This is a genomic window from Micromonospora sp. NPDC050200, assembly GCF_040656135.1.
Taxonomy (GTDB): domain Bacteria; phylum Actinomycetota; class Actinomycetes; order Mycobacteriales; family Micromonosporaceae; genus Micromonospora.
In genome coordinates, this window is record NZ_JBFALG010000021.1 from 1 (window position 1) to 25,485 (window position 25,485).

Genomic DNA, 25,485 nt, shown 5'->3' on the forward strand with positions numbered 1-25,485 from the left:
CTGCCACCGCCACAGCCTGACCGCCGCAGCGCCGCCCGGCCGACAGGCCGGACGGCGTGTCAAACACCGTGAACGTTCGTGGTCACGGCACTAGCCAGCGCGCGCCCAGTCGGCGGCAGAACAGTGCGCCCGTGCGGCGGCGGATCGCGGATACCGCTGGCAGGGCCACGTGACCGGCCGTTGCGCCAGGCAATACCTACCAGTACTATGCATCATACTTCTAGGGGTAGGAGCGGAGTGAGGTCTCGTGAAGGTCGCTAAGGATTTGGTGGCCGCCTCGGCGACGCCGATGGTGCTCGGCATCCTGGCCGAGAGCGAGAGCTACGGCTACGCCATCCTCAGGCGGATCAACGAGCTGTCCGGGGGCGAGCTGGACTGGACCGAGGGGCTGCTGTACCCGTTGTTGCACCGGCTTGAGCGCCTCGGTTATGTGGAGTCGAGCTGGCGGTCGGTCACCGGCGAGCGAAAGCGCAAGTACTACCGCATCACCGACAAGGGCCTGGCTGAGCTGGCCGAGCAGCGCCGGCAGTGGGACACCGTCGTGGACGCGCTCAAGGAGATCTGGCATGACCGTGTGCCGCTGACGGTTAACCCGCTGGAGGGCCTCGCATGACGGAACAGGGCGGGCAGGAGGAGTTGGAAGCGCAGTTCGAGCAGTGGCGCCAGTACGTGCTCCGCCGCAGGGAGCTGCAACCGTTCGACGCCGACGAGCTCGAAGACCACCTCCGCGGCTCCGTTGACGAGCTCGTCGCAGCTGGCCTGAGCCCGGATGAGGCGTTCCTGGTCGCGGTCAAACGGATGGGCAGCCTCGATGAACTCTCGCGCGAGTTCGCCCGGGAGCATTCGGAACGGCTGTGGAAGCAGCTGGTGCTGACCGCCGACACCGGCAGCCCAGTCGCCGACACGCGCTCCCGGCGGGACCTGTGGGCCATGGTCAGCTGTGCGGCGGGCGCGGTGGCGTCCGTCAAGGTGCCAGCACTGTTCGGGCTGAACTTTGAGGACGACGGCTCGTTCTACGCGCGGAATTTCACCCTGTTCGCGCTGCCCTGGCTGGCGGCGTTCCTGGCCTGGCGCCGGAAAGCCCGACGGTCAGTGATCGCGATACTGGTGGCGCTGTTCGCTCTCGGCGCCGTGGCGGCCAACGCCTACCCCCTGGCGGACAAGTCGCAGTCCGTGGTCGTCACCAGCATCCACCTTCCCATCGCCCTGTGGCTCGTGGTCGGTCTGGCCTATGTCGCCGACGACTGGCGCTCCTTCCGTCGACGCATGGACTTCATCCGCTTCACCGGCGAGTGGTTCATCTACTTGGTACTCATGGCCCTCGGCGGCGGCGTACTCTCCGCGTTCCTGTTCAACACCTTCAAGGCCATCGGGATCGTCCCGGAGGAGTTCATCTCGCATTGGCTCCTTCCCTGCGGCGCCACGGCCGCGGTCGTCGTGGCCGGGTGGCTCGTCGAGGCCAAGCAGAGTGTCGTCGAGAACATCGCGCCGGTCCTCACGCGGCTGTTCACCCCGCTCTTCACGGCCGCCCTCCTCGCCTTCCTCGTCGCCGTCGTCTGGACCAGCCACGGCATCGACGTCGAGCGCGAAGCGCTGATCCTGTTCGACCTCCTGCTGGTCGTGGTGCTGGGGCTGCTGCTCTACTCGCTCTCGGCCCGCGATCCGCTGGCCCCGCCGGGCCCGTTCGACAAACTCCAGCTCGCGCTCGTGGTCAGTGCGTTGGCCATCGACGTGCTGGTGCTGCTGGATCCGCTTGCCAGTTCCCCGATCGGAGCGATGTCACGGCTTATGTGATCGCCCCACTCGACGAACCGGTCGGCTTCACCCAAGCAAGCGGTCGGTATGAGCGTGAACGGCTCACGCGCGCGCGTGACACCAGGCCCGCCGTCCTGGAAGCTGAGGCCTCCGTACTCAGCAAGGAACTGGCGAGCGATCGGGTGCAGAGGCGGGAATCCGTCCACCGCGAGTTCCGCCTCCCATCGCGCAGTGTCGACAGCGCGGCCAGCACTCCAACCTGCCCCTTCCAAAACTTGGCGGGTCTTCCAGTTGAAGTTCCTTGAGGCCTCCACGGCAGCGAATCTAGGCCACACGTCCAGGAGGCGCGGGCCGGACCTGAGACGTACGGGACTTCGACAAGAGCGCACGCCGACCACCACCACACGACAGCTACGCACCGTGACACGCGGTCAGCGGCAGATTCGTGCGTTCAAGTGCTGCAACATCCGCGACAAAGGCCGACGCGCGGGGTATTCAACGGCAACCTCGGGCACCGGCACCGGCAGCGGGCGCCGTGGCGGCTCCGCGCGGTCTAGGCTCGGCCATCATGACGACTCTCGGTGTGGTATTCCGCCCGCAGAACCCGCCCGAACGCCTCCGGTCCGTCGCGCGCGCCGCCGACGAGGCTGGCCTCGAACAGCTGTGGCTCTGGGAGGACTGCTTTCTCGAAAGCGGCATCGCCACCGCGGCCGCGGCCCTGGCCTGGACCGACCGCCTGGCGGTGGGCATCGGCCTGCTGCCGGTGCCGTTTCGCAACGTCGCGGTGCTCGGCATGGAGGCCGCCACGCTACACAGGCTCTTCCCTGACCGGGTGCTGCTCACCCTCGGCCACGGCGTTCAAGAGTGGATGGGCCAGGTCGGCGCGCGGGTCGGCTCGCCGCTGACCCTGCTGCGCGAGCACGTCGAGGCGTTGAAGGCGCTGCTGGCTGGCGAGACGGTCACGACCTCGGGTCGTTACGTTCGGCTCGACAAGGTCAAGCTGGACTACCCGCCGGCGGGTACGACCCGAATCTACGCCGGTGCGACCGGGCCCAAGACGCGCGCTCTCGCATGCGAGGTCGCCGACGGGATCCTGCTGACGGCCGGCACGGCACCGCAGGAGGTGGCCGCCGTCAGGTCAATGGCCAAGGCCATCACGGTGTACGTGCATGCGGCGACCGGCCCCGACGCCGAGACGCGCATGGCCCGTGAGCTGGAGTTCTGGGGCGAGTCCGACAAGTTAGATACAACAGCAGTCGGTGGCGCCGCCGACATAGCCGCTGTCGTGAACCGCTACAGAGACGCCGGAGCCGATGCCGTGATCCTGCAACCCACCGCTGACGAACCCGACATCGAGGGCTTCACGCGGTTCACCGCACAACAGGTCCGCGCTCTGGTGCCATGATATTCGTCAATGCATTCTTGGCGAGCAAGGCGCCCCGAGGCAGCCCTATCCGCTGAACCGGGTGCACGCACGTCGGCATGACCGCGCGACCAGCGGCATGTGCGGATATTTTCAGGCCTGGCTTGGGCGCTGTGGGGGTGGCTCATTTAGAGGGAGCGGGTTTCCTTAAGGATGACCCGGCCGCCGACATCGACGGTGTCGTTCGGACCTGGTCGAGTCAGGATCTGCGATCCCTTGCCCTGCATGATGTCCAGCGCCCGGCGCAGCTCGGCGGTGATCACGATCGCGGACGCTCCGGTGGCTTCATCCTCGACGATAGCGTCCCCCGGCGGGGAATCCCCTGGTACGCACCCTACCGGCGGCCCGGTCTTGCCACGCCCACGCGTACAGCCACCCGTCACCTGGCGGCGGACACGGCAGCGAGTCGACCTCCTCGGCTGAGGCGTACTGCTGCATGCGCCTGTCGGGCGCCCACTGCGCGCGACCCCTGATCCAGGTGAACTCGCCGTCCTGCCAGGTTGGCACCGAGCCCGCCGGCGGGTGTAGGAGCTCCGGCCTGGCTCGGAGCCGACCCAGTAACCAGGACGTGCCCACCAGGGGATGCCCGGCAAACGGCAGCCGCACGCTCGGCGTGTAGATATCGACGACCCCTGTGCCGGCATCATCGACGAAGACAGTTTCGCTGAAGCCCAGCCGCGCGGCCACGGCTTGGCGGTCCTGCCCAGTGGCCACGGCATGGCCGTCAAGAACAACGCCGAGCTGGTTTCCGTACCTACCGCCGGGACCGCAGAACACACGAAGTACATGAAGATCTGTCACAAGCGATGCTAACCACAGCAGGCTTGCTGAGCGGACACCGGCACCGTGCGCTCCTTCGGCACGTCCGGATGTATGCACCCGGCCGTTCACCTTCGTCGCCGGTATCGGGCCGGCCCTGATCTTCGTTCGCGCCCGGTCATGAGCGACCGCGCGCGTACCGCCGCATGATGCAGTCCGGGGCAAGGCCACCTTGCCTCTCGCCCCAGCTCAGGCCCACGGCGGGAGGAGTTGCCGGAGTAGCCCTCCAGAAGGATCGGATCCAGGTACCGGACCGGGACGCGATCGTGAACCGTGATTTTGCTGGTGCGGTCGCAGGAAACGCAGGCGACCAGGAGCAGGATGTCGAGGAGTTTGCCGTTGGCATTGACGCGGAACTTGCCGTCGCCGGTGCTGGCGAGGCCGGAATGGCAGTGGACGCAGCGGAACGCGAGCAGGGGAAGGTGCGTGCGCCGAAGGGTCCAGGACGGAACGATATGAGGACGCGTAGACATGATCCCTCTGAAGACCTGACGGAAGGCATGGGAAAAGAGCCGACGGCGGCGTCGGCGACCGATGCACGGGGAAGGTGTCAGGTCTAAAGAGCAGGCGGCGTCACGCGGGGTGAAGTCCTCTCGTGAGTGGGTCGGAGAAGAAAGATCCAGTTGCAAGGTAGGGCGGGACGGGCTGGCGAGGCCACCCATTTTTGTCTTGGTGCCGAGCACTGAGGGGCGGGGTCGGCGAGCCGGGCATCGACCACGCGTCGTTCGCCCCCGCGGCCCCTGTCTGCCGTATTCCGGCCGCCCCCGTGGGACTTGTTCCTCCCGCTGGCCTTCGCCCTGTCCTTCGGCAGCCTCGCGGGGACGACCGCCGCCTACCTGCCACGGCGGATTGGTGAACAGAGAGGATAGGAGCAGCCGCCTCGAAAGCCCGAGCCCGCACATCCGTCGTCGTCACGGCGGCGCTCGCATCGCGGCGGATGAGTGCATCCGTGATGCACGGTCGGAAACGCCAAGTTCAGAGCTGTCCTGGCAGACAAGCCTCCCCTTGGCTGATCACGAGTTCCCGAATCAGGAGCAGTTCGGTAGCCGTGTTCTCACTCAAGCTGCGTTCAACGTTGCCCCACCGGTCCAGGCAGGAGATCACGTATGTCCATTGCGCACCATTCAGCGACACTGTCACCTCTTGATCGTCGTGAGGCCGATCGGTGGAGCCTGTTGTTTCAGGAGTCCAACCAGAGGATTGGCGCCAGCCTTCTCGAAGAATCTGGACTCCGGCCTCTACGAGACCGTGCGGGTCACCGTTCTCGGCCTCGACGTTAACCACGTTGTCGAGGACGCGTTCGACCCTCCGCCATTGCCGAGCGGGCATCCGGACTGCGCAGGTGCTCGGCTCAGCTGACTGATGAGGCATGCGCAGCATGGTGACCGACGGACGTCCGCACTGCAATGACCTGTCCGCGGCATGAGAGTGAATCCTTGCTAGTCGCACGCAACCTCGTGGCGAGGGTCATGATCCGAGTAGATCGAGGTCACGAACGCAGAAACCGTGGTGCGCCCACTCCTCGTCCAGTACCACCTGAACGCACTCCAGCACCGACTTTCCCCTGGCATACGGCGGCCAACCCGGGCCTGCCGGCACTGGCGCGGGCGCCGAGAGCTGATCGGCCGTCACCGTCGACAGCCAACGCTCTAGCTCAGCGCCTTGCACGTCTCGCGCGGCCAGCACCTCGTCGAGACTGGGGGCCGCCGCTCGGTCCAGGCCCTGCTCCTCCTGGTCAGGGACGAACTCGGACGCCAGCCCGATCGCGGTGAACGGCCCGGTCGATCCCAGACAGCAGCGGCGGAACCACGAGTCGTGCACGAACACCAGATGGCGCTGGGTCTCTACCGCCGACCATTCGCCGCCGACGCGCTGCTGCTCCGAACCCCTGGGCATCGCTCGCAGCCGCTCGATCGTCTCCGCCCAGCCGGCCCGCAGCTGCCGGACAGCCTGCAGCAGGTCCGCCGGATCGGCTGAGCGGAGCAGCAGCCGCACCGGATACCGGCGGTCAAGCTCGGCTTCGACGTACGACGTCACCTCGACTCCGTTGACCACCAGATTGGTGACCAGCCCGTCGATCACAGCGTCCTGCATTACCACCCCGATCAGACGAGCGCGGGTCAAGTCACACTCGCGGAACTCGGCATCAGTCAGGTCCTGGTCCTTGAAGCTCGCCATGCCGGGCAGTATCCACCGGCGTACCGACAACCGCGCAGTTACCGCGGGTAGAGGGTGCTGTAGCCGGGCCTGGAGGCTGCCAGCGGAAACACGCCGAGCCGGCGACCTCGCACCATACGAGACGAGGTCAACGTTCGGCTAGGTACACGCGAGCGATCGTCGATGTCCGGATGCGCACGCGGGCGTGCCATAAGCAGGCACTCGCTGAACGTCCTCAATTCGGCAGATCCGCTTGTTGTGGTCGCTACGTTCCGGAGGCCATGTAGGCGGCGAGGATGTAGTTGGGGTGGCGGTCGAGGTTCTTGCGGGCGCGGTCGTAGCGCATGGTGGTGCGGGGGCCGGCGTGACGAGCGGCGATCTGCACGTCGCGCAGGCTCACGCCGGCGTCGAGCATGGTGGTGACGAAGGTGTGGCGCAGCATGTGCGGGTGCATCCTCGGCATCCGGATCCCGGCGCTGGCCGCCAGGTGCTTGAGCCGGCGGGTCGCCGCGTGCCGGTCCATCCGCGCCCCGAGGGTGTTGCGGAGGATTGGGCCGTCGATGCGGCCGTCGACGGCCCGATCCACAGCCCTGGCCACCGCGGGCGGCAGCGGAATGAGGACGACTTTGCCGCCCTTGCCGCGTACGCGTAGGACGCGATGGCCGTGTTCCTCACCGATATCGTTGATGTTGGCGCCGCAGGCTTCGAAGATCCGCAGCCCGAGGAGTCCGAGCATGGCGATCAGGGCGAAGTCGTTCGGGTTGGCCGACCGCCGCGCGGTGGTGATCAGGGCCTCGAACTGGAGGTGACCCAGCCCGAGGGTAGGTGATTCGGGGGGCGGAACCACCGGCCTGCGAACATAGTCGGCCGGTGAGTGCGGCAGGATGCCATCGATGACGCAGACGCGGTAGAACCCGATCGCCACCGACAGGCGGCGGGAGACTGTCGAGGGCTGGAAGCGACGTACGTCCTGGAGCCAGCGCACGTACCGCTCGATGTCCACACGTACTGCCGACAGCGGCTCCAGATCCTGGTCGGTGCACCAGGTCAGGAAGACGCGCAGGTCGGAATCGGTGTGCAGCCGCGAGTCACCCCGGTACCGACCGAGGTAGGCAGACACCGCTGCGCGGAGAACAACGCGATCGGGAGAGACGACACCGGGACCGGGACCGGAAAGCGGGAGAGATAGTCATACCTCACGGTGCGTCATCAGTCACAGTCAGTGCCAGCGCCCTCCTTGCGGCAGATGCGAGCATGCGTAAGCCTGGACTCACCGTCGAAGCTCGACCACCTCGCCCAGCCGCTCGAGCTTGTGCGGGTTGCGGATCGCGTAGATCTGGGTGATCCGGCCGTCCTCGATGACGAACGACACGGCCGTGTCGTTCTCGCCGCCGGGGTCGATGCGCGCCGCGATGCCGCCGTTGAGGTTGACGATGAAAGCCCTGGCGCCGGGCGCGACCTCGGCGAAGCGGGCCATCACCGGGGCGAGCTTCTCGGCCCCGCGGACCGGCTTCGGGATTGTCGGGGCCAGGCCGCCGCCGTCGCCCACGACGAGCACGTCGGGAGCCAGGACCTTGAGCAGTCCGGGCACGTCGCCGGTGGTCAGCGCGGCGAGGAACCGCTCGACCACCTGCTCCTGCTCGGTGCGGCTTACCGACATCCGCGGCCGGCGCGCCGCCACGTGCTTGCGGGCCCGCGTCGCGATCTGGCGCACCGCCGCCGGCGACTTGTCCAGCGCCTCGGCGATCTCGTCGTACGGCACGTCGAAGACCTCGCGAAGCACGAAGACCGCGCGCTCCGTCGGTAGCAGCGTCTCGAGTACCGCCAGCATGGCGATCGACACGCTCTCCGCGAGCTCGACGTCCTCGGCGACGTCCGGGCTGGTCAGCAGGGGCTCGGGCAGCCACTCGCCCACGTACTCCTCGCGCTGCCGCGCGAGCGTGCGCAGCCGGTTGAGGCAGAGCCGGGTCACGATCCGCACGAGGTACGCCCGGGGGTCCCGAACCTCGCAGCGCTCGGCGTCGACCAAGGCTGCCCACCGCAGCCAGGTCTCCTGCACCACGTCCTCGGCGTCGGCGACCGAGCCGAGCATCTCGTAGGCGACGGTGAACAGCAGGCTGCGGTGGGCGACGAAGGGGTCCTCGCTCATGACGCGGACGCTACTCCCGGTCGCTCGGCCAGCGGCCTTAGGCCGCACGCGGCGGCGAAGCCGTCGGACTCGATGCCGAGCGCCACGTTGCCACGCGTGCTCATGTTCGCGAATGCGATCACCGAGGTGAGCTCGACCACGGCGGGAGGTCCCAGCTCGGCGTGCAGCCGGTCCACCAGCTCGTCGGTCACGGTCGGCGGTGTCTGGCTCATCGCCTCGGCGTACTCCAGGACGTCCCGCTCCAGCGGAGTGAAGACGTCCGCCTCCCGCCACCGCGGGATCTCGCGCGCCTTCTCCACGTCGAGCCCCTTGTTGCGGGTCTCGAAGTAGTTGAAGTCCAGGCACCACGTGCAGCCGACTAGCGACGCGACCGCCATGTGGGCGAACGACTTCAGGTTCTCGTCGCAGGCGTCCCACTTCTGCAGCTTGCCGCCGAGGCCGAAGCTGGCGAACAGCACCTTGGGGTTGTGCCAGTAGACGCCCACCGCCGTCGGCACCTTGCCCAGTTTTTTCTCGATCATCCGCTTGATCAGCGCTCCCTTGACGCCGGTGATCTCGGCCGGGGGGATGCGAGTCGTGTGCTCCATGTCTCCTCCTGTGTCGGTGGCTGTGCCGACGGGTTGGTAGGTCGTCACGCCATGGAGACACCGGCCGGGCCTCGGATGTGACATCGAGCGGGAGAAACGGATCGGCGCTCGACGGCGCTCAGCTCTGTCGACAGTTATACGTGTCCTGGGACCACCGGGCCCCGCGGAACTCATGCCGCACCTCTCACGACGGTCGAGCGGACGAGGCGGTGGCCCGGTGGGGGCCAGGTGCGCCGACGATCCGATATTGCCGGCACCAGACACGGTGCCCGACGAGACCGCCGACAGGAAGAGTCTGCCCAGTGAGCGGATGCGGGTCCGGCATGCGCGGGTGGAGCGCGCCCTGTCTGAAGCATGAGCGGGCGGCGGACCAGACGAAGCGCGATACGAACCAGTGTGAGCGCGATCCGCTGCCGGGTGAACAGGCGGCGCTGCAGAAACTACTGTTGCTCCGCATGACCCACGTCGAGATCGAGATCACCGCGGAGCTGGTCCGGGATCTGGTACGCGACCAGCACCCCGACCTCGCCGATCGCCCGGTTCGGTTAGGTGCGCGTGGATGGGACAACCAACTGTGGCGGCTCGGTGACGACCTGGCCGTCCGGCTTCCCTGGGCGACCGGGTCCGCGGACGCGCTGCTGCGCAAGGAGTACTCCTGGCTGCCCACGCTTGCCCCGCGCCTTCCGCTGCCAATCGCCGTCCCGCAGCGATTCGGCGAGCCCTCCGCACGGTTCCCTCGGCCCTGGCTCATCACCACCTGGGTTCCGGGCACACCCGCTGACCGCACCCCTGTCACCCGAGCCTTCGACGCGGCCAAATCCTTGGCCACTTTCCTGACGGCTCTTCACCAACCCGCCCCCAGCAGCGCGCCCGCAGGCCGGGACCGCGGCGGGCCACTGGTCGACCGCGCCGACCAGTTCGCCAAAGGGCTCACCTCCGCCACCGAGCGAGGGCTGATCAACGACCCGGACGCCGTCCGCGCCGTCTGGCACGACGCGGTCACCGCGCCTCAATGGACGGGCCCGGCGCTATGGCTCCACGCCGACCTGCACCCGGCCAACGTCCTCACCGCCGACGGCACCTTCTGCGGCGTGATCGACTTCGGCGACCTCTGCGCGGGCGACCCGGCATACGACCTCGCCGCCGTGTGGATCCTGCTACCGGACGACACCACCGACCACTTCTACGCGGCCTACCAGCCGACCCCGGACACCGCCACCATGCGCCGCGCCCGCGGCTGGGCGATGGCACGCGCCCTCGGCGGCATCCTCATCGGCGACGCCGGCGTCCACGGCCGCCCCGGCGGCAAGCCCACCTGGGGCCCACCCGCCCACGCCGCCCTGCAACGCCTCATCGCCACAATCCGCTGACCCGGCGATCGTCACTGCGTCCGACAGACGGCGTAATCAACCATCCGCACATCGGCACGACAGCACCTTGGGGCACCGGGCACCCCGGTTACGGTCCGTAGCGACCGGTCGGCGGCAGAAGCGTGCACTTGATCGTGGGCGGTGGTGTATCGACGGACCGAGCCCAGCAGCGGTGAGCTCGTCGCGGGCCGCGTCGGCCGTCTCATCATTCGTCATGGGCAGTCATCACCCAGAGCGTAGCGGCCCTGTCGTATGGCTGCCCAGCCCCGACGATGATCGATGGCAGTAGGCGCCCAGCCAGGGCGAGGCCCAATGGCAGACTCAGACTGGTGACTACCTTCAGAACCATGTTGATCGCAACGCTGGCCATCACCACGTTGTCTGCATGTGCCACCACGTCACGCGGACGCCCCTGCACGTTAATCGGTAGCCCGAGTGGGGTCAGTATCGGCATCGACCCGGCGGTCGCGGAGCGGGTGAACACGGCGGAGATGACCGTGTGCTGGAACGAATCCTGCCAAACGTGGACAGTCGCCCTGTATGCAAGTTCCCGGACAGTCAGCGATGGCTGCACGCAGACCGGACCTGGTGCCGCCTGTTCGGCACACGCGGAGGCCACGGCTGGGAAGGCCGGGTTTGTCGACCTCGCCGACCTACCGTCCAGCCCGGTCGAGGTAACCGTGACCCTGACCGATTCAGCAGGCGCCCGGGTTGTCGATCAGGCGCTGATGCTCACTCCGAAAATGACCTATCCCAACGGGCCGGGCTGCGGCGCAGGCGGGCCACAGGGGAGGATCACGGTCGGTGCCGACGCGACGGCGCGTTCGGCCGGCTAGAGCAGCGCGGTCAGCAGCCGCACACGAGCGAACATCCTCAATTCGGCATGACGGCCCCTCGGCACGAGCCGGCGACCGCAGGGCATCCCTACGGAGGGTGACGGAGCCAGATCTGTCCGACATGCTCGCTCGGCAGCAGATGTGCGTGTTGCGGGCGGCGCGCATCAACTCGGCGGGCAGGCCAGAGAGCCGGTTGCCGCTGACCGTGACAGCGGTGACGATCTCCCGCGTAGGCAGGATCTGGCGGATGACCGAGGGGTGATGCTGAGGTGGTTTACCGCCTGGCCGAGTACCGGTGGCCGGTACGCGTCAGCACGGTCGGGTACCGGAACCACCAGTACCGCGTCGTCCGCCCCGCCCGAGTCCCCGGTTTCGCAGGGCTCTACGAAGGGCGCCTCGGCGCACAGTTATGTCTCGACAAGCAGACGGCGACGATGTTCGCAATGGCGTGGGGTCTGGCCGGTCGGTCGCCGCACAGCATCGTCTACCTGCCGCTACGTGCCGCTACCACGCCCGGATGCGGGTGGGGGCGGCCACTCGACCTGGCGTTGCTCCATCACCGTCTCGCGTTGCCGCCGTCGAGGTGGAAGCAGGTCCGCGCCCGCTTGGATCGCGGAGCGGTGCACACGGTCACCTTGCCTGCCGGCGCTTGGCCGAAGCGGCCGGTCGCCGACCATCAACGATCCTGGTACCGCGAGTTTCGCGACGATCTCCGGTGGGAAGTCGCCGCCGACACGTTGATCCTGACCGGCAGCCGGGAGGCGTTCGAGCTACAGGCAGACGATGTCCGCGGGCTGGCCGAGGAATGTCCAGCGCATCGTGCCCGGACTCCCGACACGCACTGCTGCGCCGAGATCGTCGTGGGCAGAACCCGGCACCACCCCGACCGGCGCTACCCCTTCGCAGAACTACACGCCGGATACTGCCGATGAACGCGTCCCCGCTTCGCCCGGCCGCGCATGACCAGCGGCAGAAGCGTGCACCTGATCTCGGTGGGCAAGGCTCGTGCGATGATCAGCTACGCTGCGACACCGTGGGACATGTCCTCGCCCGGCTGGCCGGCTACGGAATAGTGCTGACACCGCACTGGCCGTACATGTTCGAGCGACACCAGGCCGGCGCGGACGCCGTACGGGTCACTCGCTGGACTCCCTCCGGTCCCGCACAGGTGGTAATCCAGCCCCGTCAACTCACCGACGGTGGAGACGTCGTGGACGTTGCAGATGGGCCGAGCCATCCCTGCTGGTTCGTCGAGACGTCTGCCTTCCGTCTGCGCTGGCCCACTCAGTTCACCGTCGAGTCACCGCAGGACCAAGGCGACGACACACTGTTCTACCTGCACGGGCCGGGCGAGGCGACCATCTTCCCTCAAGGCCCGGTATCGAAGGAACGACTGGCAGATCCGCACGCCGTTGTCGCCGCCGGGCAGACAGTTCTGGATCAGCGCGTGGCGGACGACGGCTCCAGATTGATCGAGTTGGGCTATCAGCACAACGAAGAGCCGTGGTGGCAGGGGCATTGGATGATCCCGTACGACTCGGACCGGTTCTTGGTCTTCACGGCTCAGGCGCTCTTGGCGCATTCGACACAGACTCGCGAAGCTGCGGAGGTTGTCGCAGCGAGTTTCGAACGCTGTCAGTAGAGACACTGAGCATCCGCTCTTCGGCGCGACCTGGCGTCCGACCCCACCGCGCCTCGTCACGGAACGTGGCACCCGCTCGGCGGCAGTTGAGGATGGTCGACTCGCGGCCGAATGGGTGCGGAGGCCTACGTGAGGCCGTCTGCTCTGGACAAACGCTGTCACGATGACGGCCACAGCCCAGATGCGCGAGGGATGGACGGCGTGCAGATCATCGAGGTGACCGATCTCGGGGTCCGGTCGGCGGTTATCCGGCTGCGGCGTCGTGGAACAGCGCTCCAGTTCGTGCTGTATCCAATGATCCACATGGCGAAGCCCGCGTTCTATGCGGCAGTGACCACCCGGCTCAAGCGGGCGAACGTCGTCGTGGCCGAGGGCGTGGGCGGCGGCCAGCGGAAGCGCTCGGTGCTGGTCAGCGCGCTGACGCTCAGCTACACGGTGCTTCGGTTCAATCGACGGGCAAAGCTGGTGAAGCAGGACATCGACTACTCGGCGCTCGGCGTTCCGGTGGTGCACCCCGACGTCAGCTCGGAGGAGTTCGCGGCCGGTTGGCGGCGAGTGCCGCTGGCGCACCGGTTGGTGATGTGGTGCGTGCTGCCAGTCGTCGTGGTGGCTCGGCTGTTCGGCGGCACCCGCATGATCTGGTCGCGTTCGATGGAGCAGAACGACCTGCCCTCGCCGGAAGAGGAGGACCTCGCTGACTGGTCGCCGAAACTGGAGGCCGCCTTCCACGGCGAGCGCGACGAGCGGCTGCTGGCCGTGCTCTGCCGTCTGCACGAGGAGCGCAGCGGGGAGGACATCGAGGTCGCTGTCGTCTACGGCGCCGCCCACATGCCCGCCATCGTGCTGGGGTTGATGAACCGGTACGGCTACCGGCCGCGCTCCGCCGACTGGCTGACCGTCGCCGACTTGTGACCGGGACCGCCGAGTCGATAGCGAGCCGTAGCGGTACAGGCCGAAGCCCAGTTCCAGGCAGATGCGCCCACAGCACGGTGAGCGGACGCCTGCCTCCGAGGCCGACTGGCTCGCGTCGCTATGGCTTGGGTCAGCCCCGACCCTCCTTGGCGGTTGCGGCGAAGATGCGCGCATAGATGTCATCGATGACGTCGTTCTTCGCCAGGCTGTAGTCGCCAGGTTGATGCGCGGTGTCTCGCGCGAGGCGCCGCTTGGTCGTGGCGTACCGCTCCCGGTCTTCTGGATGCGAGCGCAGCCAGTCGCGGAAGAGCCTGTGCCGCACGGGTTCAGGCGCAGCCTGCGGCCGAACGTGGAGGTTGACGTCCTCCGCAGGGCTGACGAGCATCCGATGCCCGTGCCACCACGGCTCTCGAAGAACAAGTCGGCATCCGAGACTTTCCAGGGCTGGGACGTACCGGGACTCGTCCGTCGTGTCCTCAATCAGCAGATCGATGTCGATGATGGGCTTGGCTGCCAGGCCCGGCACCGATGTGGACCCCACGTTTTCAACATCGACGATCAGGCCGCCCAGAACCTCCTTGAGCAACGAGCTGGCAGCAGCGAACCGGTCCACCCAAGCCGGGTCGTAGTCCTCGATGACAATGGACTGCCACGTCCTTGGCGGCTCGCCGACCAAGCCGGCAGCCAGTTGCTCAAGGCGATCAAGGCGTACCGGGCGGCGACCGGCGCGGACCTGAGAACCGCCAAGGAGGCGGTGGAGGCGATGGCCGGGCAACGCTGACCGAAGCGTCGCGGTGTCCGCCGCGCCAGCTGGCTCCGGGGCTCGGCGCCCTCTCTCAGTCCGTCGACCGGCCTCTTGTTCGACGCCACCGCCGATCTGATCGAGCTCAATCCGAATCCCGCCCCGTCCCCGGTGGACCTGTTCGAGAGATTCCTCGCCTGGACAGCCCGCCAGCCAGGCTGACGTGGACAACCGGGGTCAGCGGAGACGGTCGCGGTCCTTGGAGGGCTGCACCCGCTTCGGCTCGCCGGGCATCTTCGGGTGGTCCGGCGGGTACGGCATGTCGCCCTGCCCGGCGGCCGCGTCCCGCTCGGCCCACTCCAGCAGCGGGGTGATGTCGTACGGGGTGTCGTCGATGCCGGCGTGCGGGTCGCCCCGCTCGGCGAGCCGGGCGGGCACGCTGCGCAGGTCGAAGTCGTCCGGGTCCACGTCGGGCAGCTCGTCCCAGGTGACCGGGGTGGAGACGGTGGCCCGGCCGTTGGCGCGCAGCGAGTACGCGCAGGCGATCGTGCGGTCCCGGGCCATCTGGTTGAAGTCGACGAACACCCGCCGGCCCCGCTCCTCCTTCCACCAGGCGGTGGTGACCAGCTCGGGGCGGCGGCGCTCCAGCTCGCGGGCCAGCGCGATGGTGGCCCGACGCACCTCGGTGAACGTCCAGCGCGGCTCGATGCGCAGGTAGACGTGCACGCCCCGGCCGCCGGAGGTCTTCGGCCAGCCGGTGGCGCCCAGCTCGGCCAGGAGCCCGCGCAGCTCGCCGGCCGCAGTCGCCGCGTCGGCGAAGTCGGTGCCGGGCTGCGGGTCGAGGTCGACGCGCAGCTCGTCGGGCCGGTCGACGTCGGTGGCCCGCACCGGCCAGGGGTGGAAGACGATGGTGCCCATCTGGGCGGCCCAGGCGACGTGGGCGAGGTCGGCCGGGCAGAGCTCGTCGGCGCTGCGCCCGCTGGGGAAGCTGATCTTCGCTGTACGCACCCACGGCGGGACGCCCCTGGTGGGCACCCGCTTCTGGAAGAACATCTCCCCCTCGACGCCCTCGGGAAAGCGCTGGAGCGTGGTGGGGCGGTCCCGCAGGGCGCGCATGATCCCGTCGCCCACGGCCAGGTAGTAGTGGAAGACGTCCGCCTTGGTGAAGCCGCGCCCCGGGAAGATGACCCGGTCGGGGCTGGTCAGCCGGACGGTGTGCCCGGCGATCTCGATCTCGGTCACCGTCGCCTTCGAGGAGCCGCCCATCCCGCGACCATATGCGACGCCCCCGACATCCGACGTACCGTTGACGGGTGAGTCTTGACGAGAACGAGCTGCCCCGCACCGAGGACGAGTGGCGGGTCCGGCTGACCCCCGAGGAGTTCCGGGTGCTGCGCGAGGCCGGCACCGAGCGCCCCTGGACGGGCGAGTACGTCGACACCAAGACCCCCGGCGTCTACCACTGCCGGGCCTGCGGCCTGGAGCTCTTCTCCAGCGACACCAAGTTCGACTCGCACTGCGGCTGGCCGAGCTTCGACGACGCCATCCCGGGCCGGGTCAAGGAGATCGAGGACCGCAGCCTCGGCATGACCCGTACGGAGATCCGCTGCGCGCGCTGCGACAGCCACCTGGGGCACGTCTTCCACGGCGAGCACTTCACCCCGAAGGACACCCGGCACTGCGTCAACTCGGTGTCGATCCGGCTGGAGCCGCGCGCCGACGCCTGACCCGCCGGGTGCCGCCGGCCGGCGGCGCGTCGTCGTCTACCGCCCGCTGACCGCCGGCGCCGCCAGGAGCCGCACCTCGGCGGTACGCGACTGCTCGATCCGCCTGGCGAGCTCCCGTACCCGCGGGCTGGTCGCGGTCTCCAGGTGTGCCCGGGCCAGGTCGGCGGCCGCCTGCTGGTGGGTGCCGAGCACCTGGCGCAGCACGGCGTCCACCTGGCCGGCCGGGGCGTTCCGTAGGCGGGCGAGGTCCGCGGGCCCGGTGCCGTGCCCGGTGTGGTCATGCCGCTGGGCGGTCCCGGTCGGACCGGCGTCGCGCAGCCAGGCACGCATGGTGGCCAGTTCGTCGGCCTCGGTCACCTCGATGGCGGCGACCAGGGTGCGCAGCTCGCCGTCGGTCACCCGGTCGCGCCCCAGCCGGACGATCTCCATCGTCTGCTCGATGTGGGCCACCATCATCGTCAGGTACAGCACGTCGAGAGTGCCGATCGCGGTGTCCGCCGGGGCCGCGGTCGCGGGGCGGGGCACCTGGGGCGCCGACGGCGTGGCGTCGGCGCAGCCGGCGGCGAGCAGCAGGGCGGCGAGCGCGACGAGGGCCGACGCCCGCGCCACGCCGCCCCTGCCCGGGCCTCGCCGGCGGGCGGATGCGGCCCGCACCGGCACGGGCCGCGCCCGTCCGGTCAGACCTGCGACCACAGCGCCGGCACGTTCGGCGGTTCCCAGCCCGGGAGTGCGGTGTGGGCCTGCCGGCAGCGGTAGGTCAGCCCGTTGTAGGTGACCTGGTCACCAACCTGGTAGGCGTGACCGGCGGTCCAGCTGCCGCTGGGGGCGGGCGGGCTGGTGGTAGCCGTCGGCGTCGGGGTGGGCGAGGTGGTGGGGGTCGGGCTCGGCGTCGGACTGGGCGTCGGATCGCCGCCGCCACCGATCTGCACGTCCACGCAGGAGTAGAAGGCGTTGGCGGTGTCCGCGATGTTCCACACGGCGAGGATCTTCTGCCGGCCGGAGAACCCGCCGAGGTTCACGGTGTGCGACACGGTGGAGTCGGGCTGCCGGCCGCCCCCGTCGAAGACGCCCACCCGGGTGCTCCCGATGAAGTACTCCCAGTTGCTGGTGGCGTGTCGGGCGGTGTTGACCCAGGTGAACGTCACCGAACTGGCGACCGAAGTGGCCGGCCAACCCCGGCTGTCGTCGTTCAGGACGGCGAACTGGGCGAGGTTGGCGTGGCAGGTGCGCAGCCCCTTCGGACCCTCCACGCTCTGCGGCTCGTACTTGATCTGCCCACAGTCGGGCACCCGGTTCTGCGCGCAGAGCGCCTGACGGCTGGGCGGCGCGGAGACGTAGCCGTGGGCCTGGGCGGGGGCGGCGACGGCGAGCGAGGACACGACGGCACCCGCCGCCACGATCGGGACGGTGACTCTTCGACCCATGATGACAACTCCTCGGCTTCGGGCCTACTGAAGGTGCCATCAACATAATTTAAACTTTGTTAACAGTAAAGATTCCTGTCAATAGTTTCATCGACAGTCATGAGCGTCTTGCGCTCCGTGCGGGGGTCAGAGCAGCAGCAGGCTGCCCTTCTCGTCGACCCGGTCGGCGGAGTCGTCGTCCAACCAGACGCCCCCGGCGGCCAGGTACCGGAAGCGGTGCTCCCCCGGGCCGAGCTTGACGGTCACCGTACGGGTGCCGTCGCGGCGGGCGACCAGCTCGTGCCGGCCGGGCTCCCAGCCGTTGAAGCAGCCGACGACGCTGACCGGGCCGGGCGGGGTGTCCCGGGGCAGGCAGAAGGTGACCCGGGTCTGATTGCCGAAGAGCCTGTTGCGCTTGATCACGTGATCCTCCGGGGGTAGCGGCGGTTCACCAGGCCCAACGCGCGACACGCCGGGGGCGAAACGCCGCCCGACCGGATCGACTCGCGGCATTTCATCCCCGGAGGGCCACGCCCTGCCGCACCCTGGTGTCAGATGTCCTAATTCGGGGGGTTTTCGATCGTGGCTACCTGTGAGGTCTGCGGCAACGACTACTGGATGGCGTTCGAGGTGCGCACGGTCAGCGGTGACACGCACACCTTCGACTGCTTCGAATGCGCCGCGCACAAGCTCGCGCCGATCTGCGAGCACTGCGACGTCAAGATCCTCGGCCACGGGGTGGAGGTCGGCGGCCGGTTCTTCTGCTGCGCGCACTGCGCCCGCGCCGAGGAGACCGAGGGTGCCGAGATCCGCGACGCCGTCGGCGCCCGCCCGGCCTGACCGCGCGCCCGGTCCGCACCACGCCGGGTTCCCGGCGGTACGCCCCGCCGCGCGGCCTACCATCGCGGGATGCCGTCGCAGACCGCCCACGTCCGGGTCGCCGCCTTCGCCGACCTGGACGCCCGCACCTTCCACGACCTGCTCCGGCTGCGCATCGACGTGTTCGTGGTCGAGCAGCACTGCCCGTACCCGGAGCTGGACGGCCGGGACGTCGAGCCCGGCACCCGGCATCTCTGGCTGGAGCACGACGGCGCGGTCCTGGCGTACCTGCGGATTCTGGCCGACCCGGACGGCGTGGCGCGGATCGGCCGGGTCGTGGTGGCGCCGGCGGCGCGTGGCGGCGGGCACGCGGGCCGGCTGATGACCGAGGCGCTGCGGCTGGTCGGCGGCGGGCCATGCGTGCTGGAGGCGCAGTCCTACCTGGTCGACTTCTACGCCCGGCACGGCTTCACGGTCAGCGGCCCGGACTACGTCGAGGACGGCATCCCGCACACCCCGATGCGCCGGGAACGCGGGCCCGCCCGCCCGGAACACATTGACGGACAGGGGGCAACCCCGCACCCACCCCGACCTGCACCGCGACCGGTCTGACCCGGTCGGCCGGGGCCACGCGGTGCGCGGCTCCGGCCGACGTCAACCACCCCGCAGCGCCCGGTTCAGCCGGGCCTCGAAGTCCTCCGGCAGCGTGCCGTCGCCCTCCAGGGCGGTCTGGACGCCCTCCCGGAAGACCCGGCTGAACTGGAAGTAGCGCGGCACCCGGGGCCGCACCCGGGCCTCCCGGAGCGCCTCGCCGAGCAGCGCGAGGTACGGGAACCGCTGCCGCAGCGCCGCGTCGGCGTAGACGTCCGTCCGGGTCGGGGCGAAGCCGCCCTCCGTGAACAGCGTGCGCTGGGCCTCCTGCCTGGTCAGGAACTCGATCAGCGCCTGGGCGGCGCGCGGCTGCCGGCTCTGCTCGGCGATGGCGAGATTCTGGCCGCCCAGCGCCGACGGGCCGGGCAGCCGGGTCACCTCGAAGGGCACCCGGGGCCCCGGTGCGGCATCGGTGGCGGCCAGCGCCCGGTAGTTGACCGGCCAGTTGCGCATGAACAGTGCCCGCCCCTCCTGGAAGTCCCGCAGGCTGCGGCCCTCGTCGCCGGGGACGGTGAAGGCGTCGCCCACCAGCAGGCCGGTACGCCGGGCCGCGGCGACGTCGCGCAGCCGGCGCTCCCAGCGGTCCCGCTGGAAGATCACCCGGTTCTCGGTCTCGTCGACGAGCCGGTCGACGCCACCGGCCCAGACCAGTTCCATCCCGTTGACGGTCAGCCCCTCGTACGGGCCGAACTGTCCCACGTACCCGGCGACGGGCCGCTGCGCCGCCCCGCTCGCACCGGCGAGCGCCGCGCTCCGGTCGATGATGGCGTCCCAGTCGAAGCGGGGCGCCCCGCCCGGCCCGGCCGCCTGCCCGCCGCCCAGCAGGTCGGAACGGTAGAAGAGCAGGCCCGCGTCGGTGTTGAACGGCAACGCCCAGAGCGAACCCCGGTAGCGGCAGCTGTCGAGCACCTCGGGAACGAACGCGCCGAGGTGCCCGGGGGCCAGCCGCGCCTCGTCGATCGGCCGCAGGTAGCCGGCGGCGGCGAACTCCGCGGTGAAGGTGACGTCGAGGTTGTAGACGTCGACCTCGTCGTCCGGGTCCTCCCCGGCGCCCGCCGCCTGCGCCTGGGCGATGCCCACCATGTCGCTGTGCTGCTGGTCGGTGGTGACCGGCGCCTCCCGGATCCGCGCCGGGCTCTGCGGGTGGAGCACGTTCCAGAGCTTGACCAGCTCCTCCCGTTGCCCGCCGGAGCTGGTGTCCTTGCCGCTGAGGATCACCAGCTCCCCGCGTTCCAGCGATTCCTCCCGGGTGGCGACGTACCAGCCGAGCGTGGCGACGACACCGACCGCCGTGCCGACGGCCACCCCGAACAGGAACGACGCCGGCACCCGGCGCCGCCGACGGACGGTCCCGGGCGCGCCGCCCGGTCTCCGGTCGGTCACTGGCCGGCTCCCTTCTCCCAGAGTTGACGGAACAGCCCGGTGAGGGCCCGGTCCACGGTGCTGGCCTGCGCCTGCACGCACTGCCCGCCGCTGGCCCGCGCGGTCTGCCGCAGGGTGCGGGTCCGCACCCGGTCGTCGCAGCTCGCCTCGCCGACGGCGATCACGTAGAGGCGTACCGGGGGGTCGCCCTCGACCCGGGGCACCAGCCCGCCGCTGGCGGTGTCCCGCCCGTCGGTGAGGACCACGACGGCCCGCAGGTACTCGTCCCGGCCGCCGCCCAGCCGGCGCACCTCGCGGGTCGCGGCGTCGATCGTCCGGTAAAGCGGTGTGTCCCCCGCCGGCACGGTCCGCCGCAGGCGCGCGAGCAGAGCCTCGTCCCGCGCCCGGTCGGCCCGCCCCACGTCCCGGATCCGCCCCTCGGCCCCCCGGTGGTCCGTGGAGAACGCCCATACCCCGACCTCGTCCCGGCCGCCGAGTTGGCGCAGCGAGGCGGCGACGCCGTCCACGGCCACGTCGAACCGGGTGCCCCGGCCCGCCTCCGCCAGCATCGAGCCGGACGTGTCCAGCGCCAGCAGCACCCGGGCCGGCCGGCGGGCCTCCCGGTACCGCTGGTCGGCCGTGTTCAGGGCGAGCACGTCGGAGCCGTCGACGAGCTCCCACTGCGGGTTGTCCAGCAGCCAGCCGGGCAGCACGCCGTTCTCCTCGGTCAGGGCCGGGCCGGCCCCGTCCCGGCCGGGCACCCGGAAGCCCCGGGCCAGCAGCTCGTCCCGCCCCGGCCCGGTCAACCATCGGCGGAGGTCGTCCGCGGCCGACCGGGCGACGACGCTCTGCACGGAATCGGGCCAGCCGAGCAGGACCATGCGGTGGTCCACCCCGGGGGTCAGAGCGGGATAGAACGCCACCAGCGCCCCGCCGGGCGGCGGCCGACCGTACTCGACGCAGCCGTCGCCGAGCCGCTCGCCGAGGTTGAACTGGACCAGCGCCTGTTCGGTGGTGATCACCGCCGGTGGCGCCGGGCCGGCCGGGTCGGCGGCGAGCTGCCGCTGCCGGCACAGCACTGCGGCGAGGCTGCCCAGCGGGAAGCCGCGCCCGTCCTGGGCCGCCTCCAGTCGCTGCTCGACCTGCTGGCGGATCCACGCCAGGTCGGGAGCGCCGTCGTACAACGCCACGTCGACCATCCGGGCCTCCGGGGACACCGCCGGGTCGGGGCGGACCACCTGCCACCCGGTGCCCGTCACCCGCCGGCCCGAGGCGGTGGCCGTCGGCGCCTCCTCCCGGCCCCGGCTGGCCTTGGCGAACAGCTCGGGCCAGGAGAGGGAACGCTGCCGGTCCGCGTCGTCGCGCCCGGGGTCGACGAGGGCGCGCGGCACCGCCAGCACCAGCGGCGAGCGGGCGACCGTCAGGTAGTCCCGGACCGTCGTCAGGTTCAGCACCTGCTGGGCCGGCGGTTCGGCGCCCGGGAACCAGACGTCCGGGCGCGGGCCGACGTCGGCCGGGTACCAGCCCGGCGTCCCCGGGTCCCCGTCGGTCGCCGCCCAGCCGAGCTGGAGCCCCTGCGCCACCTCGCGGGGCGCGGCGGGGTAGACGAAGACGTTCGTCGTCCGGCAGCCCCCGGCGCGGGCCGCGGTCCACGACTCGTACGCGGCGGCCACCGCCTGGTAGGTGACCAGGTCGTCCGGGGCGGCGGCGACCCGCAGCTCGACCGGCCCGGCACAGCCGTCCAGCGGCTCGGGCACCGCAGCGAGGCCGACCGCCAGCAGCGCCACCAGGAACGCCGCCACCCGGGCCCGGACCCGCCGCGACCAGCGGGCGGCGCCCGGAGCGGGACCGGTCCGCCACCGGCTGAACGGCTGTCGCCAGCGCGGCAGCACCCGGGGCCGGCCGAACTGGTCGGGGACCGGCAGCCGGCGGATCGGGATCATGAAGGCGGCCGGGCGGGCCGGCTGCGGTCGGACCACCTGGTCGACCGCGACGACCATGCCGATCACGCAGCGCAGCCGGCTGTCCCACACCGGCGCGCCGGAGAAACCCGGCTCGATCTGGTAGCCGGAGTCGCTCCGGTTGGCCAGCTGGATCCAGCCACCACCGATCGGCCCGACCACCCACCCCTCGAACCAGCGGCCCTCGGGCAGGGCTCGGGGGAAGCCGAAGACCCGGCAGATCCGGTCGCGGGTGCCGGCCTGGCCGGGGCGGGCCAGCCGGACCGGTCGGGCCGCGTCCGGCGCCGGCGCGACCAGTTGGAGGACGGCGATGTCGCCCGACCCGTCCGGCCGGCCCGGCTGCCAGTGTTGCGGCAGGACCAGCGCGGTGAGGTGGCGCCCCGGCGTCACGAGGGGGAAGGTCACCGACACCAGGACGGCGTCGGTCGGCCCGGCCACCGCCGGCTCCGGGCCGAGCGCCGCCTGCACGACGTGGGCGCAGGTCAGCAGGCGGGTGGAGTCGATCAGGAAGGCCGCGCCGACGACATTGCCGGCACGGTCGTGCACGGCCGCCACCGCCGGCGTCGCCTCGCCGGGCACCGGACCCGGCGGCCGCTGCGGTGGACGCCCCGTCGCGCCGAGCATCACGCGGTCGTCCGGCGCCGGCTCACGCGGCCGGGTCGGCCCGGTTCCATTCCAGCTGCACCTTGAGGTTGGCTTCCGAAGTGCCGCTGGCCACGACGACCCCACCCTTGGCCGCCAGCTTCACGCCGAACTCCACGCAGACCCGGTCCGGCGGCGCGGCGGCGTCGCGCAGGCTGCGCAGGACGGCGTCGGTCACCGGCCGCAGCTGGGCCAGCGCGGACTCCAGCGTCTGGTGCGCCCGCGCGACCACGTCGCCGGCCCGGCCGACCGGGACCACGCCCTCCTCGTCGCCGACCTCGACCCGGATCGAGCCACCGCCGTCCAGCGGGAACTCGACGAGCTGCGCCACCTGGCCTCCAGACAGATCGCCGACGGCACCGAAAGTTACCGTGATGAATCTGCCACGTTACCGGGGGGCTGCAATCCCGGCGAGCCCGCTACACCAGGCAGTTGACGATCTCGGCGACCGAGCGGCGCCGGCCGGTGTAGAACGGGATCTCCTCCCGGACGTGCCGGCGGGCGCCGGAGCCGCGCAGGTCGCGCATCAGGTCGACGAGCCGGTGCAGCTCGTCAGCCTCGAAGGCGAGCATCCACTCGTAGTCGCCGAGGGCGAACGAGGCGACCGTGTTGGCCCGCACGTCCGGGTAGCCGCGCGCCATCCGGCCGTGCTCGGCGAGCATCTCGCGCCGTTCGGCGTCCGGCAGCAGGTACCACTCGTACGAGCGGACGAACGGGTAGACGCAGAGGTAGGGGCGGGCCTCCTCGTCAGCGAGGAACGCCGGGATGTGGCTCTTGTTGAACTCCGCCGGCCGGTGCAGGGCCAGCTGCGACCAGACCGGGGTGAGCGCCCGGCCCAGCGTGGTCCGGCGGAACCGCAGGTAGGCGTCCTGCAGCGCGTCGCTGGAGGAGGAGTGCCACCAGATCATCACGTCGGCGTCGGCGCGCAGGCCGGCCACGTCGTAGACGCCACGGATCGTGACGTCCTTGCCGGCCAGCTCCTCGAAGAGCGCCTCGACCTCGTCGACGACGTTCTCCCGCAGCGCCGGCAGCGGGCTGCTGGCCCGGAACACCGACCACATCGTGTAGCGGATGCTGGCGTTGAGCTCCTTGAGCCGGGCCGCGTTGGTCTGCTCGGTCATTGACCCGTTCCTCCCAGTGCTTCGATGATCTCTCCGGCCGCCGTCTCGCCGGAGCGGACGCAGACCGGGATGCCCACCCCGTCGAGTCCCGCGCCGGCCAGGACCAGCGTCGGGTGGGCGGCGCGCAGCGCCGTCCGGGCGGTGGCGACCCGGTCGGAGTGGCCCGGGGTGTATTGCGGCAGCGCCCCGCCCCAGCGCTGCACGTGGCTGGCGAGCGGCGCGGGCAGCGCCACCCCGAGCACGCCGGACAGCTCCCGGTGCACGGTGGCCACCAGGTCGGGGTCCGCCAGGTGCAGGGACGTCTCGTCGCCGTACCGGCCGACGGAGGCGCGGACCAGGGCCATCCCGTCCGGCCGGGCCAGGTGCCCCCACTTGGTGGTGAAGAACGTGGCCGCCTTGATCAGCAGCCCCTCGGTGGCCGGCACCAGGAAGCCGGAGAGCGCCGGCAGCTCCGGCCGCGCCAGGGCCAGGGTGACCAGGGCGACGCTGGCGTAGTCGAGCCGGCCGATCGCCGTGGCCACCTCGGGCGTGACGTCGGCGAGCAGCCGGGCGGCCGGCCGGGCCGGCACGGCGAGCACCACCGCGTCCACCTCGACCAGCTCGGGGTCGCGGGTCGGGCCGACGGTCAGCCGCCAGCCCTGCCCGGTGGGCGTCAGCTCGCGTACCGCGGCGTCGCGCCGGACGGTCGCGCCGCTGGCCGCCGCCGCGGCCTCGACCAGCGTGGAGAGCCCGCCGGCCAGGGTGCCGAAGACCGGCGCGCCGGGAGCGCGCGGCGCGGCGGCCTGGGCGGCGCGGACCGCCCCGGCGAGGGTGTGCTCGACCCGGGCCGCGCGGGCCAGCGCCGGCATGGTGGTGACCAGCGACAGGTCGTCGGCCCGGCCGGCGTAGACGCCGCCGAGCATCGGATCGACCAGCCGGTCCACCACCTGGTCGCCGAGGCGGGCCCGGACCAGCGCCCCGACGGAGACGTCCTCGTCCGGCCCGAGCAGCGGCCGGCCGCCGTCGCGGTCGGCGTCCGCCGCCGGCCGGGCGACCGTCGCCACCCGCTCCAGGTCCCCGGGTACGCCCACCAGCGTGCCGCCCGGCACCGGGCGCAGCCCGCCGTCGACGGCGAGCGCGGCCTGCCCGACGGTGGGGTGGACGATCTTCTCGGCCAGCCCGAGCCGGCGGACCAGGGACACCGCCCCGGACTCCCCGCCGGCCGGGTCGCGCATCAGGAACGACTCGGCGCCGAACTCCACGGGCTGTCCGGCGAGCTCACCGGTGCGCAGCTTGCCGCCGAGCGCGCCGGACTGCTCGTACACGGTGATCTCGGTGCCGGCCGGGGCGCGGTCGCGCAACCGGACGGCGGCGGCCAGCCCGGTGATCCCGCCACCGACCACCGCCACCCGCCACGGCCGCCGCACG

Annotated in this window: 29 protein-coding genes and 1 pseudogene; 11 read left to right on the plus strand and 19 right to left on the minus strand. The window is 70.8% G+C overall.

All coding sequences use genetic code 11. The annotated features are described in order from the left end of the window. Positions 1-247: 247 nt before the first annotated feature. Together AB0I41_RS16035 and AB0I41_RS16040 are read left to right on the plus strand one after the other, a co-directional pair. Positions 248-613 carry a PadR family transcriptional regulator gene (locus AB0I41_RS16035; RefSeq protein ID WP_357107396.1) on the plus strand — a complete coding sequence of 122 codons (366 nt, stop codon included), beginning with the start codon at positions 248-250 and terminating at the stop codon, positions 611-613. Beyond that, positions 610-1,794, plus strand: coding sequence for a permease prefix domain 1-containing protein (locus tag AB0I41_RS16040; protein ID WP_357107398.1), 1,185 nt, complete (start codon positions 610-612; stop codon positions 1,792-1,794). The genes AB0I41_RS16035 and AB0I41_RS16040 overlap by 4 nt, the downstream gene beginning before the upstream one ends. A gap of 11 nt (positions 1,795-1,805) precedes the next feature. On the opposite strand, the pseudogene AB0I41_RS16045 reads toward AB0I41_RS16040, so the two are convergent. Beyond that, positions 1,806-2,174: pseudogene (locus AB0I41_RS16045) on the minus strand (SUKH-3 domain-containing protein); the annotation flags it as partial. 149 nt (positions 2,175-2,323) lie between these two features. On the opposite strand from AB0I41_RS16045, the gene AB0I41_RS16050 reads away from it, so the two are divergent. Next, on the plus strand, positions 2,324-3,160 hold the full coding sequence (locus AB0I41_RS16050; RefSeq protein WP_357107401.1) for an LLM class flavin-dependent oxidoreductase: 837 nt from the start codon (positions 2,324-2,326) through the stop codon (positions 3,158-3,160). A gap of 146 nt (positions 3,161-3,306) precedes the next feature. Here the strand turns inward: AB0I41_RS16050 and AB0I41_RS16055 are convergent, their stop codons facing one another. The 8 genes from AB0I41_RS16055 to AB0I41_RS16090 form a co-directional block, all read right to left on the minus strand. Further along, positions 3,307-3,441 carry a hypothetical protein gene (locus AB0I41_RS16055; RefSeq protein ID WP_357107404.1) on the minus strand — a complete coding sequence of 45 codons (135 nt, stop codon included), beginning with the start codon at positions 3,439-3,441 and terminating at the stop codon, positions 3,307-3,309. 22 nt (positions 3,442-3,463) lie between these two features. Beyond that, positions 3,464-4,168, minus strand: coding sequence for a PhzF family phenazine biosynthesis protein (locus AB0I41_RS16060; protein ID WP_357107408.1), 705 nt, complete (start codon positions 4,166-4,168; stop codon positions 3,464-3,466). Then, a complete protein-coding gene (locus AB0I41_RS16065) occupies positions 4,066-4,899 on the minus strand; it encodes a DUF1062 domain-containing protein (RefSeq protein ID WP_357107410.1) in 834 nt (277 codons plus the stop codon). The genes AB0I41_RS16060 and AB0I41_RS16065 overlap by 103 nt, the downstream gene beginning before the upstream one ends. Positions 4,900-4,972: 73 nt before the next feature. Continuing rightward, a complete protein-coding gene (locus AB0I41_RS16070; protein WP_357107412.1) occupies positions 4,973-5,281 on the minus strand; it encodes a hypothetical protein in 309 nt (102 codons plus the stop codon). A 183-nt stretch (positions 5,282-5,464) separates the two neighbouring features. Next, entirely contained in the window at positions 5,465-6,175 is a 711-nt protein-coding gene (locus AB0I41_RS16075) for a DinB family protein (protein ID WP_357107414.1), read from the minus strand. A 244-nt stretch (positions 6,176-6,419) separates the two neighbouring features. Beyond that, complete coding sequence (locus AB0I41_RS16080; RefSeq protein WP_357107417.1) at positions 6,420-7,274, minus strand: tyrosine-type recombinase/integrase; 855 nt, start codon at positions 7,272-7,274, stop codon at positions 6,420-6,422. 150 nt (positions 7,275-7,424) lie between these two features. Then, positions 7,425-8,303 (minus strand): RNA polymerase sigma-70 factor, encoded by an 879-nt coding sequence (locus AB0I41_RS16085; RefSeq protein WP_357107420.1) that lies wholly within the window; start codon positions 8,301-8,303, stop codon positions 7,425-7,427. After that, the gene (locus AB0I41_RS16090; protein WP_357107422.1) at positions 8,300-8,890 is read right to left on the minus strand and encodes a carboxymuconolactone decarboxylase family protein; all 591 of its coding nucleotides are present in this window, start codon (positions 8,888-8,890) and stop codon (positions 8,300-8,302) included. The genes AB0I41_RS16085 and AB0I41_RS16090 overlap by 4 nt, the downstream gene beginning before the upstream one ends. A gap of 455 nt (positions 8,891-9,345) precedes the next feature. Between AB0I41_RS16090 and AB0I41_RS16095 the strand changes: the two genes are divergently transcribed. From AB0I41_RS16095 to AB0I41_RS16115, 5 genes are all read left to right on the plus strand, one after another. Further along, positions 9,346-10,260, plus strand: coding sequence for an aminoglycoside phosphotransferase family protein (locus AB0I41_RS16095; RefSeq protein WP_357107425.1), 915 nt, complete (start codon positions 9,346-9,348; stop codon positions 10,258-10,260). 347 nt (positions 10,261-10,607) lie between these two features. Continuing rightward, entirely contained in the window at positions 10,608-11,096 is a 489-nt protein-coding gene (locus tag AB0I41_RS16100) for a hypothetical protein (RefSeq protein WP_357107428.1), read from the plus strand. Positions 11,097-11,365: 269 nt separating this feature from the next. After that, on the plus strand, positions 11,366-12,028 hold the full coding sequence (locus AB0I41_RS16105; RefSeq protein ID WP_357107431.1) for a hypothetical protein: 663 nt from the start codon (positions 11,366-11,368) through the stop codon (positions 12,026-12,028). 101 nt (positions 12,029-12,129) lie between these two features. Continuing rightward, positions 12,130-12,738 carry a hypothetical protein gene (locus AB0I41_RS16110; protein ID WP_357107434.1) on the plus strand — a complete coding sequence of 203 codons (609 nt, stop codon included), beginning with the start codon at positions 12,130-12,132 and terminating at the stop codon, positions 12,736-12,738. 192 nt (positions 12,739-12,930) lie between these two features. Beyond that, on the plus strand, positions 12,931-13,650 hold the full coding sequence (locus AB0I41_RS16115) for a hypothetical protein (RefSeq protein WP_357107437.1): 720 nt from the start codon (positions 12,931-12,933) through the stop codon (positions 13,648-13,650). A gap of 130 nt (positions 13,651-13,780) precedes the next feature. Here AB0I41_RS16115 and AB0I41_RS16120 read toward each other — a convergent pair whose 3' ends face one another. Both AB0I41_RS16120 and ligD read right to left on the minus strand, forming a co-directional pair. Further along, positions 13,781-14,326 (minus strand): GrpB family protein, encoded by a 546-nt coding sequence (locus AB0I41_RS16120; protein WP_357107440.1) that lies wholly within the window; start codon positions 14,324-14,326, stop codon positions 13,781-13,783. A gap of 303 nt (positions 14,327-14,629) precedes the next feature. Then, entirely contained in the window at positions 14,630-15,658 is a 1,029-nt protein-coding gene (gene ligD, locus AB0I41_RS16125) for a non-homologous end-joining DNA ligase (protein WP_357107442.1), read from the minus strand. A 47-nt stretch (positions 15,659-15,705) separates the two neighbouring features. Between ligD and msrB the strand changes: the two genes are divergently transcribed. Next, complete coding sequence (gene msrB, locus AB0I41_RS16130; RefSeq protein WP_357107446.1) at positions 15,706-16,119, plus strand: peptide-methionine (R)-S-oxide reductase MsrB; 414 nt, start codon at positions 15,706-15,708, stop codon at positions 16,117-16,119. A 36-nt stretch (positions 16,120-16,155) separates the two neighbouring features. Here msrB and AB0I41_RS16135 read toward each other — a convergent pair whose 3' ends face one another. The 3 genes from AB0I41_RS16135 to AB0I41_RS16145 all read right to left on the minus strand — a co-directional run bounded on the left by AB0I41_RS16135 (position 16,156) and on the right by AB0I41_RS16145 (position 17,945). Then, the gene (locus tag AB0I41_RS16135) at positions 16,156-16,728 is read right to left on the minus strand and encodes a DUF305 domain-containing protein (RefSeq protein ID WP_357107449.1); all 573 of its coding nucleotides are present in this window, start codon (positions 16,726-16,728) and stop codon (positions 16,156-16,158) included. A gap of 68 nt (positions 16,729-16,796) precedes the next feature. Next, on the minus strand, positions 16,797-17,543 hold the full coding sequence (locus AB0I41_RS16140; protein WP_357107452.1) for a lytic polysaccharide monooxygenase: 747 nt from the start codon (positions 17,541-17,543) through the stop codon (positions 16,797-16,799). Between the two features lie 126 nt (positions 17,544-17,669). Beyond that, positions 17,670-17,945 carry an isoamylase early set domain-containing protein gene (locus AB0I41_RS16145; RefSeq protein ID WP_357107454.1) on the minus strand — a complete coding sequence of 92 codons (276 nt, stop codon included), beginning with the start codon at positions 17,943-17,945 and terminating at the stop codon, positions 17,670-17,672. A gap of 159 nt (positions 17,946-18,104) precedes the next feature. Between AB0I41_RS16145 and AB0I41_RS16150 the strand changes: the two genes are divergently transcribed. Together AB0I41_RS16150 and AB0I41_RS16155 are read left to right on the plus strand one after the other, a co-directional pair. Beyond that, complete coding sequence (locus AB0I41_RS16150) at positions 18,105-18,362, plus strand: Prokaryotic metallothionein (RefSeq protein WP_357107456.1); 258 nt, start codon at positions 18,105-18,107, stop codon at positions 18,360-18,362. 69 nt (positions 18,363-18,431) lie between these two features. Beyond that, positions 18,432-18,953: a GNAT family N-acetyltransferase gene (locus AB0I41_RS16155; protein WP_357107459.1), complete on the plus strand. Its 522-nt coding sequence runs from the start codon at positions 18,432-18,434 to the stop codon at positions 18,951-18,953. 42 nt (positions 18,954-18,995) lie between these two features. Here the strand turns inward: AB0I41_RS16155 and AB0I41_RS16160 are convergent, their stop codons facing one another. The 5 genes from AB0I41_RS16160 to hemG all read right to left on the minus strand — a co-directional run bounded on the left by AB0I41_RS16160 (position 18,996) and on the right by hemG (position 25,484). Next, positions 18,996-20,375: an extracellular solute-binding protein gene (locus AB0I41_RS16160; protein ID WP_357107462.1), complete on the minus strand. Its 1,380-nt coding sequence runs from the start codon at positions 20,373-20,375 to the stop codon at positions 18,996-18,998. Continuing rightward, the gene (locus AB0I41_RS16165; RefSeq protein WP_357107464.1) at positions 20,372-22,939 is read right to left on the minus strand and encodes a trypsin-like peptidase domain-containing protein; all 2,568 of its coding nucleotides are present in this window, start codon (positions 22,937-22,939) and stop codon (positions 20,372-20,374) included. The genes AB0I41_RS16160 and AB0I41_RS16165 overlap by 4 nt, the downstream gene beginning before the upstream one ends. A 22-nt stretch (positions 22,940-22,961) precedes the next feature. After that, entirely contained in the window at positions 22,962-23,288 is a 327-nt protein-coding gene (locus AB0I41_RS16170; RefSeq protein ID WP_357107467.1) for a CU044_2847 family protein, read from the minus strand. A gap of 88 nt (positions 23,289-23,376) precedes the next feature. Further along, positions 23,377-24,078, minus strand: coding sequence for a hydrogen peroxide-dependent heme synthase (gene hemQ, locus AB0I41_RS16175; RefSeq protein ID WP_357107468.1), 702 nt, complete (start codon positions 24,076-24,078; stop codon positions 23,377-23,379). Then, entirely contained in the window at positions 24,075-25,484 is a 1,410-nt protein-coding gene (gene hemG / locus AB0I41_RS16180) for a protoporphyrinogen oxidase (RefSeq protein ID WP_357107471.1), read from the minus strand. Before hemG ends, hemQ begins: the two co-directional genes overlap by 4 nt. Position 25,485 lies beyond the last annotated feature (1 nt).

Coding starts and splice junctions, on each gene's coding strand:
- AB0I41_RS16050 (WP_357107401.1), top strand. CDS start 2,324: ATGACGACTCTCGGTGTGGTATTCCGCCCGCAGAACCCGCCCGAACGC.
- AB0I41_RS16100 (WP_357107428.1), top strand. CDS start 10,608: ATGTTGATCGCAACGCTGGCCATCACCACGTTGTCTGCATGTGCCACC.
- ligD (WP_357107442.1), bottom strand. CDS start 15,658: ATGGGCGGCTCCTCGAAGGCGACGGTGACCGAGATCGAGATCGCCGGG.
- AB0I41_RS16115 (WP_357107437.1), top strand. CDS start 12,931: ATGGACGGCGTGCAGATCATCGAGGTGACCGATCTCGGGGTCCGGTCG.
- AB0I41_RS16040 (WP_357107398.1), top strand. CDS start 610: ATGACGGAACAGGGCGGGCAGGAGGAGTTGGAAGCGCAGTTCGAGCAG.
- AB0I41_RS16065 (WP_357107410.1), bottom strand. CDS start 4,899: ATGTGCGGGCTCGGGCTTTCGAGGCGGCTGCTCCTATCCTCTCTGTTC.
- AB0I41_RS16090 (WP_357107422.1), bottom strand. CDS start 8,890: ATGGAGCACACGACTCGCATCCCCCCGGCCGAGATCACCGGCGTCAAG.
- AB0I41_RS16095 (WP_357107425.1), top strand. CDS start 9,346: ATGACCCACGTCGAGATCGAGATCACCGCGGAGCTGGTCCGGGATCTG.
- hemQ (WP_357107468.1), bottom strand. CDS start 24,078: ATGACCGAGCAGACCAACGCGGCCCGGCTCAAGGAGCTCAACGCCAGC.
- AB0I41_RS16075 (WP_357107414.1), bottom strand. CDS start 6,175: ATGGCGAGCTTCAAGGACCAGGACCTGACTGATGCCGAGTTCCGCGAG.
- AB0I41_RS16085 (WP_357107420.1), bottom strand. CDS start 8,303: ATGAGCGAGGACCCCTTCGTCGCCCACCGCAGCCTGCTGTTCACCGTC.
- AB0I41_RS16140 (WP_357107452.1), bottom strand. CDS start 17,543: ATGGGTCGAAGAGTCACCGTCCCGATCGTGGCGGCGGGTGCCGTCGTG.
- AB0I41_RS16165 (WP_357107464.1), bottom strand. CDS start 22,939: ATGCTCGGCGCGACGGGGCGTCCACCGCAGCGGCCGCCGGGTCCGGTG.
- AB0I41_RS16155 (WP_357107459.1), top strand. CDS start 18,432: ATGCCGTCGCAGACCGCCCACGTCCGGGTCGCCGCCTTCGCCGACCTG.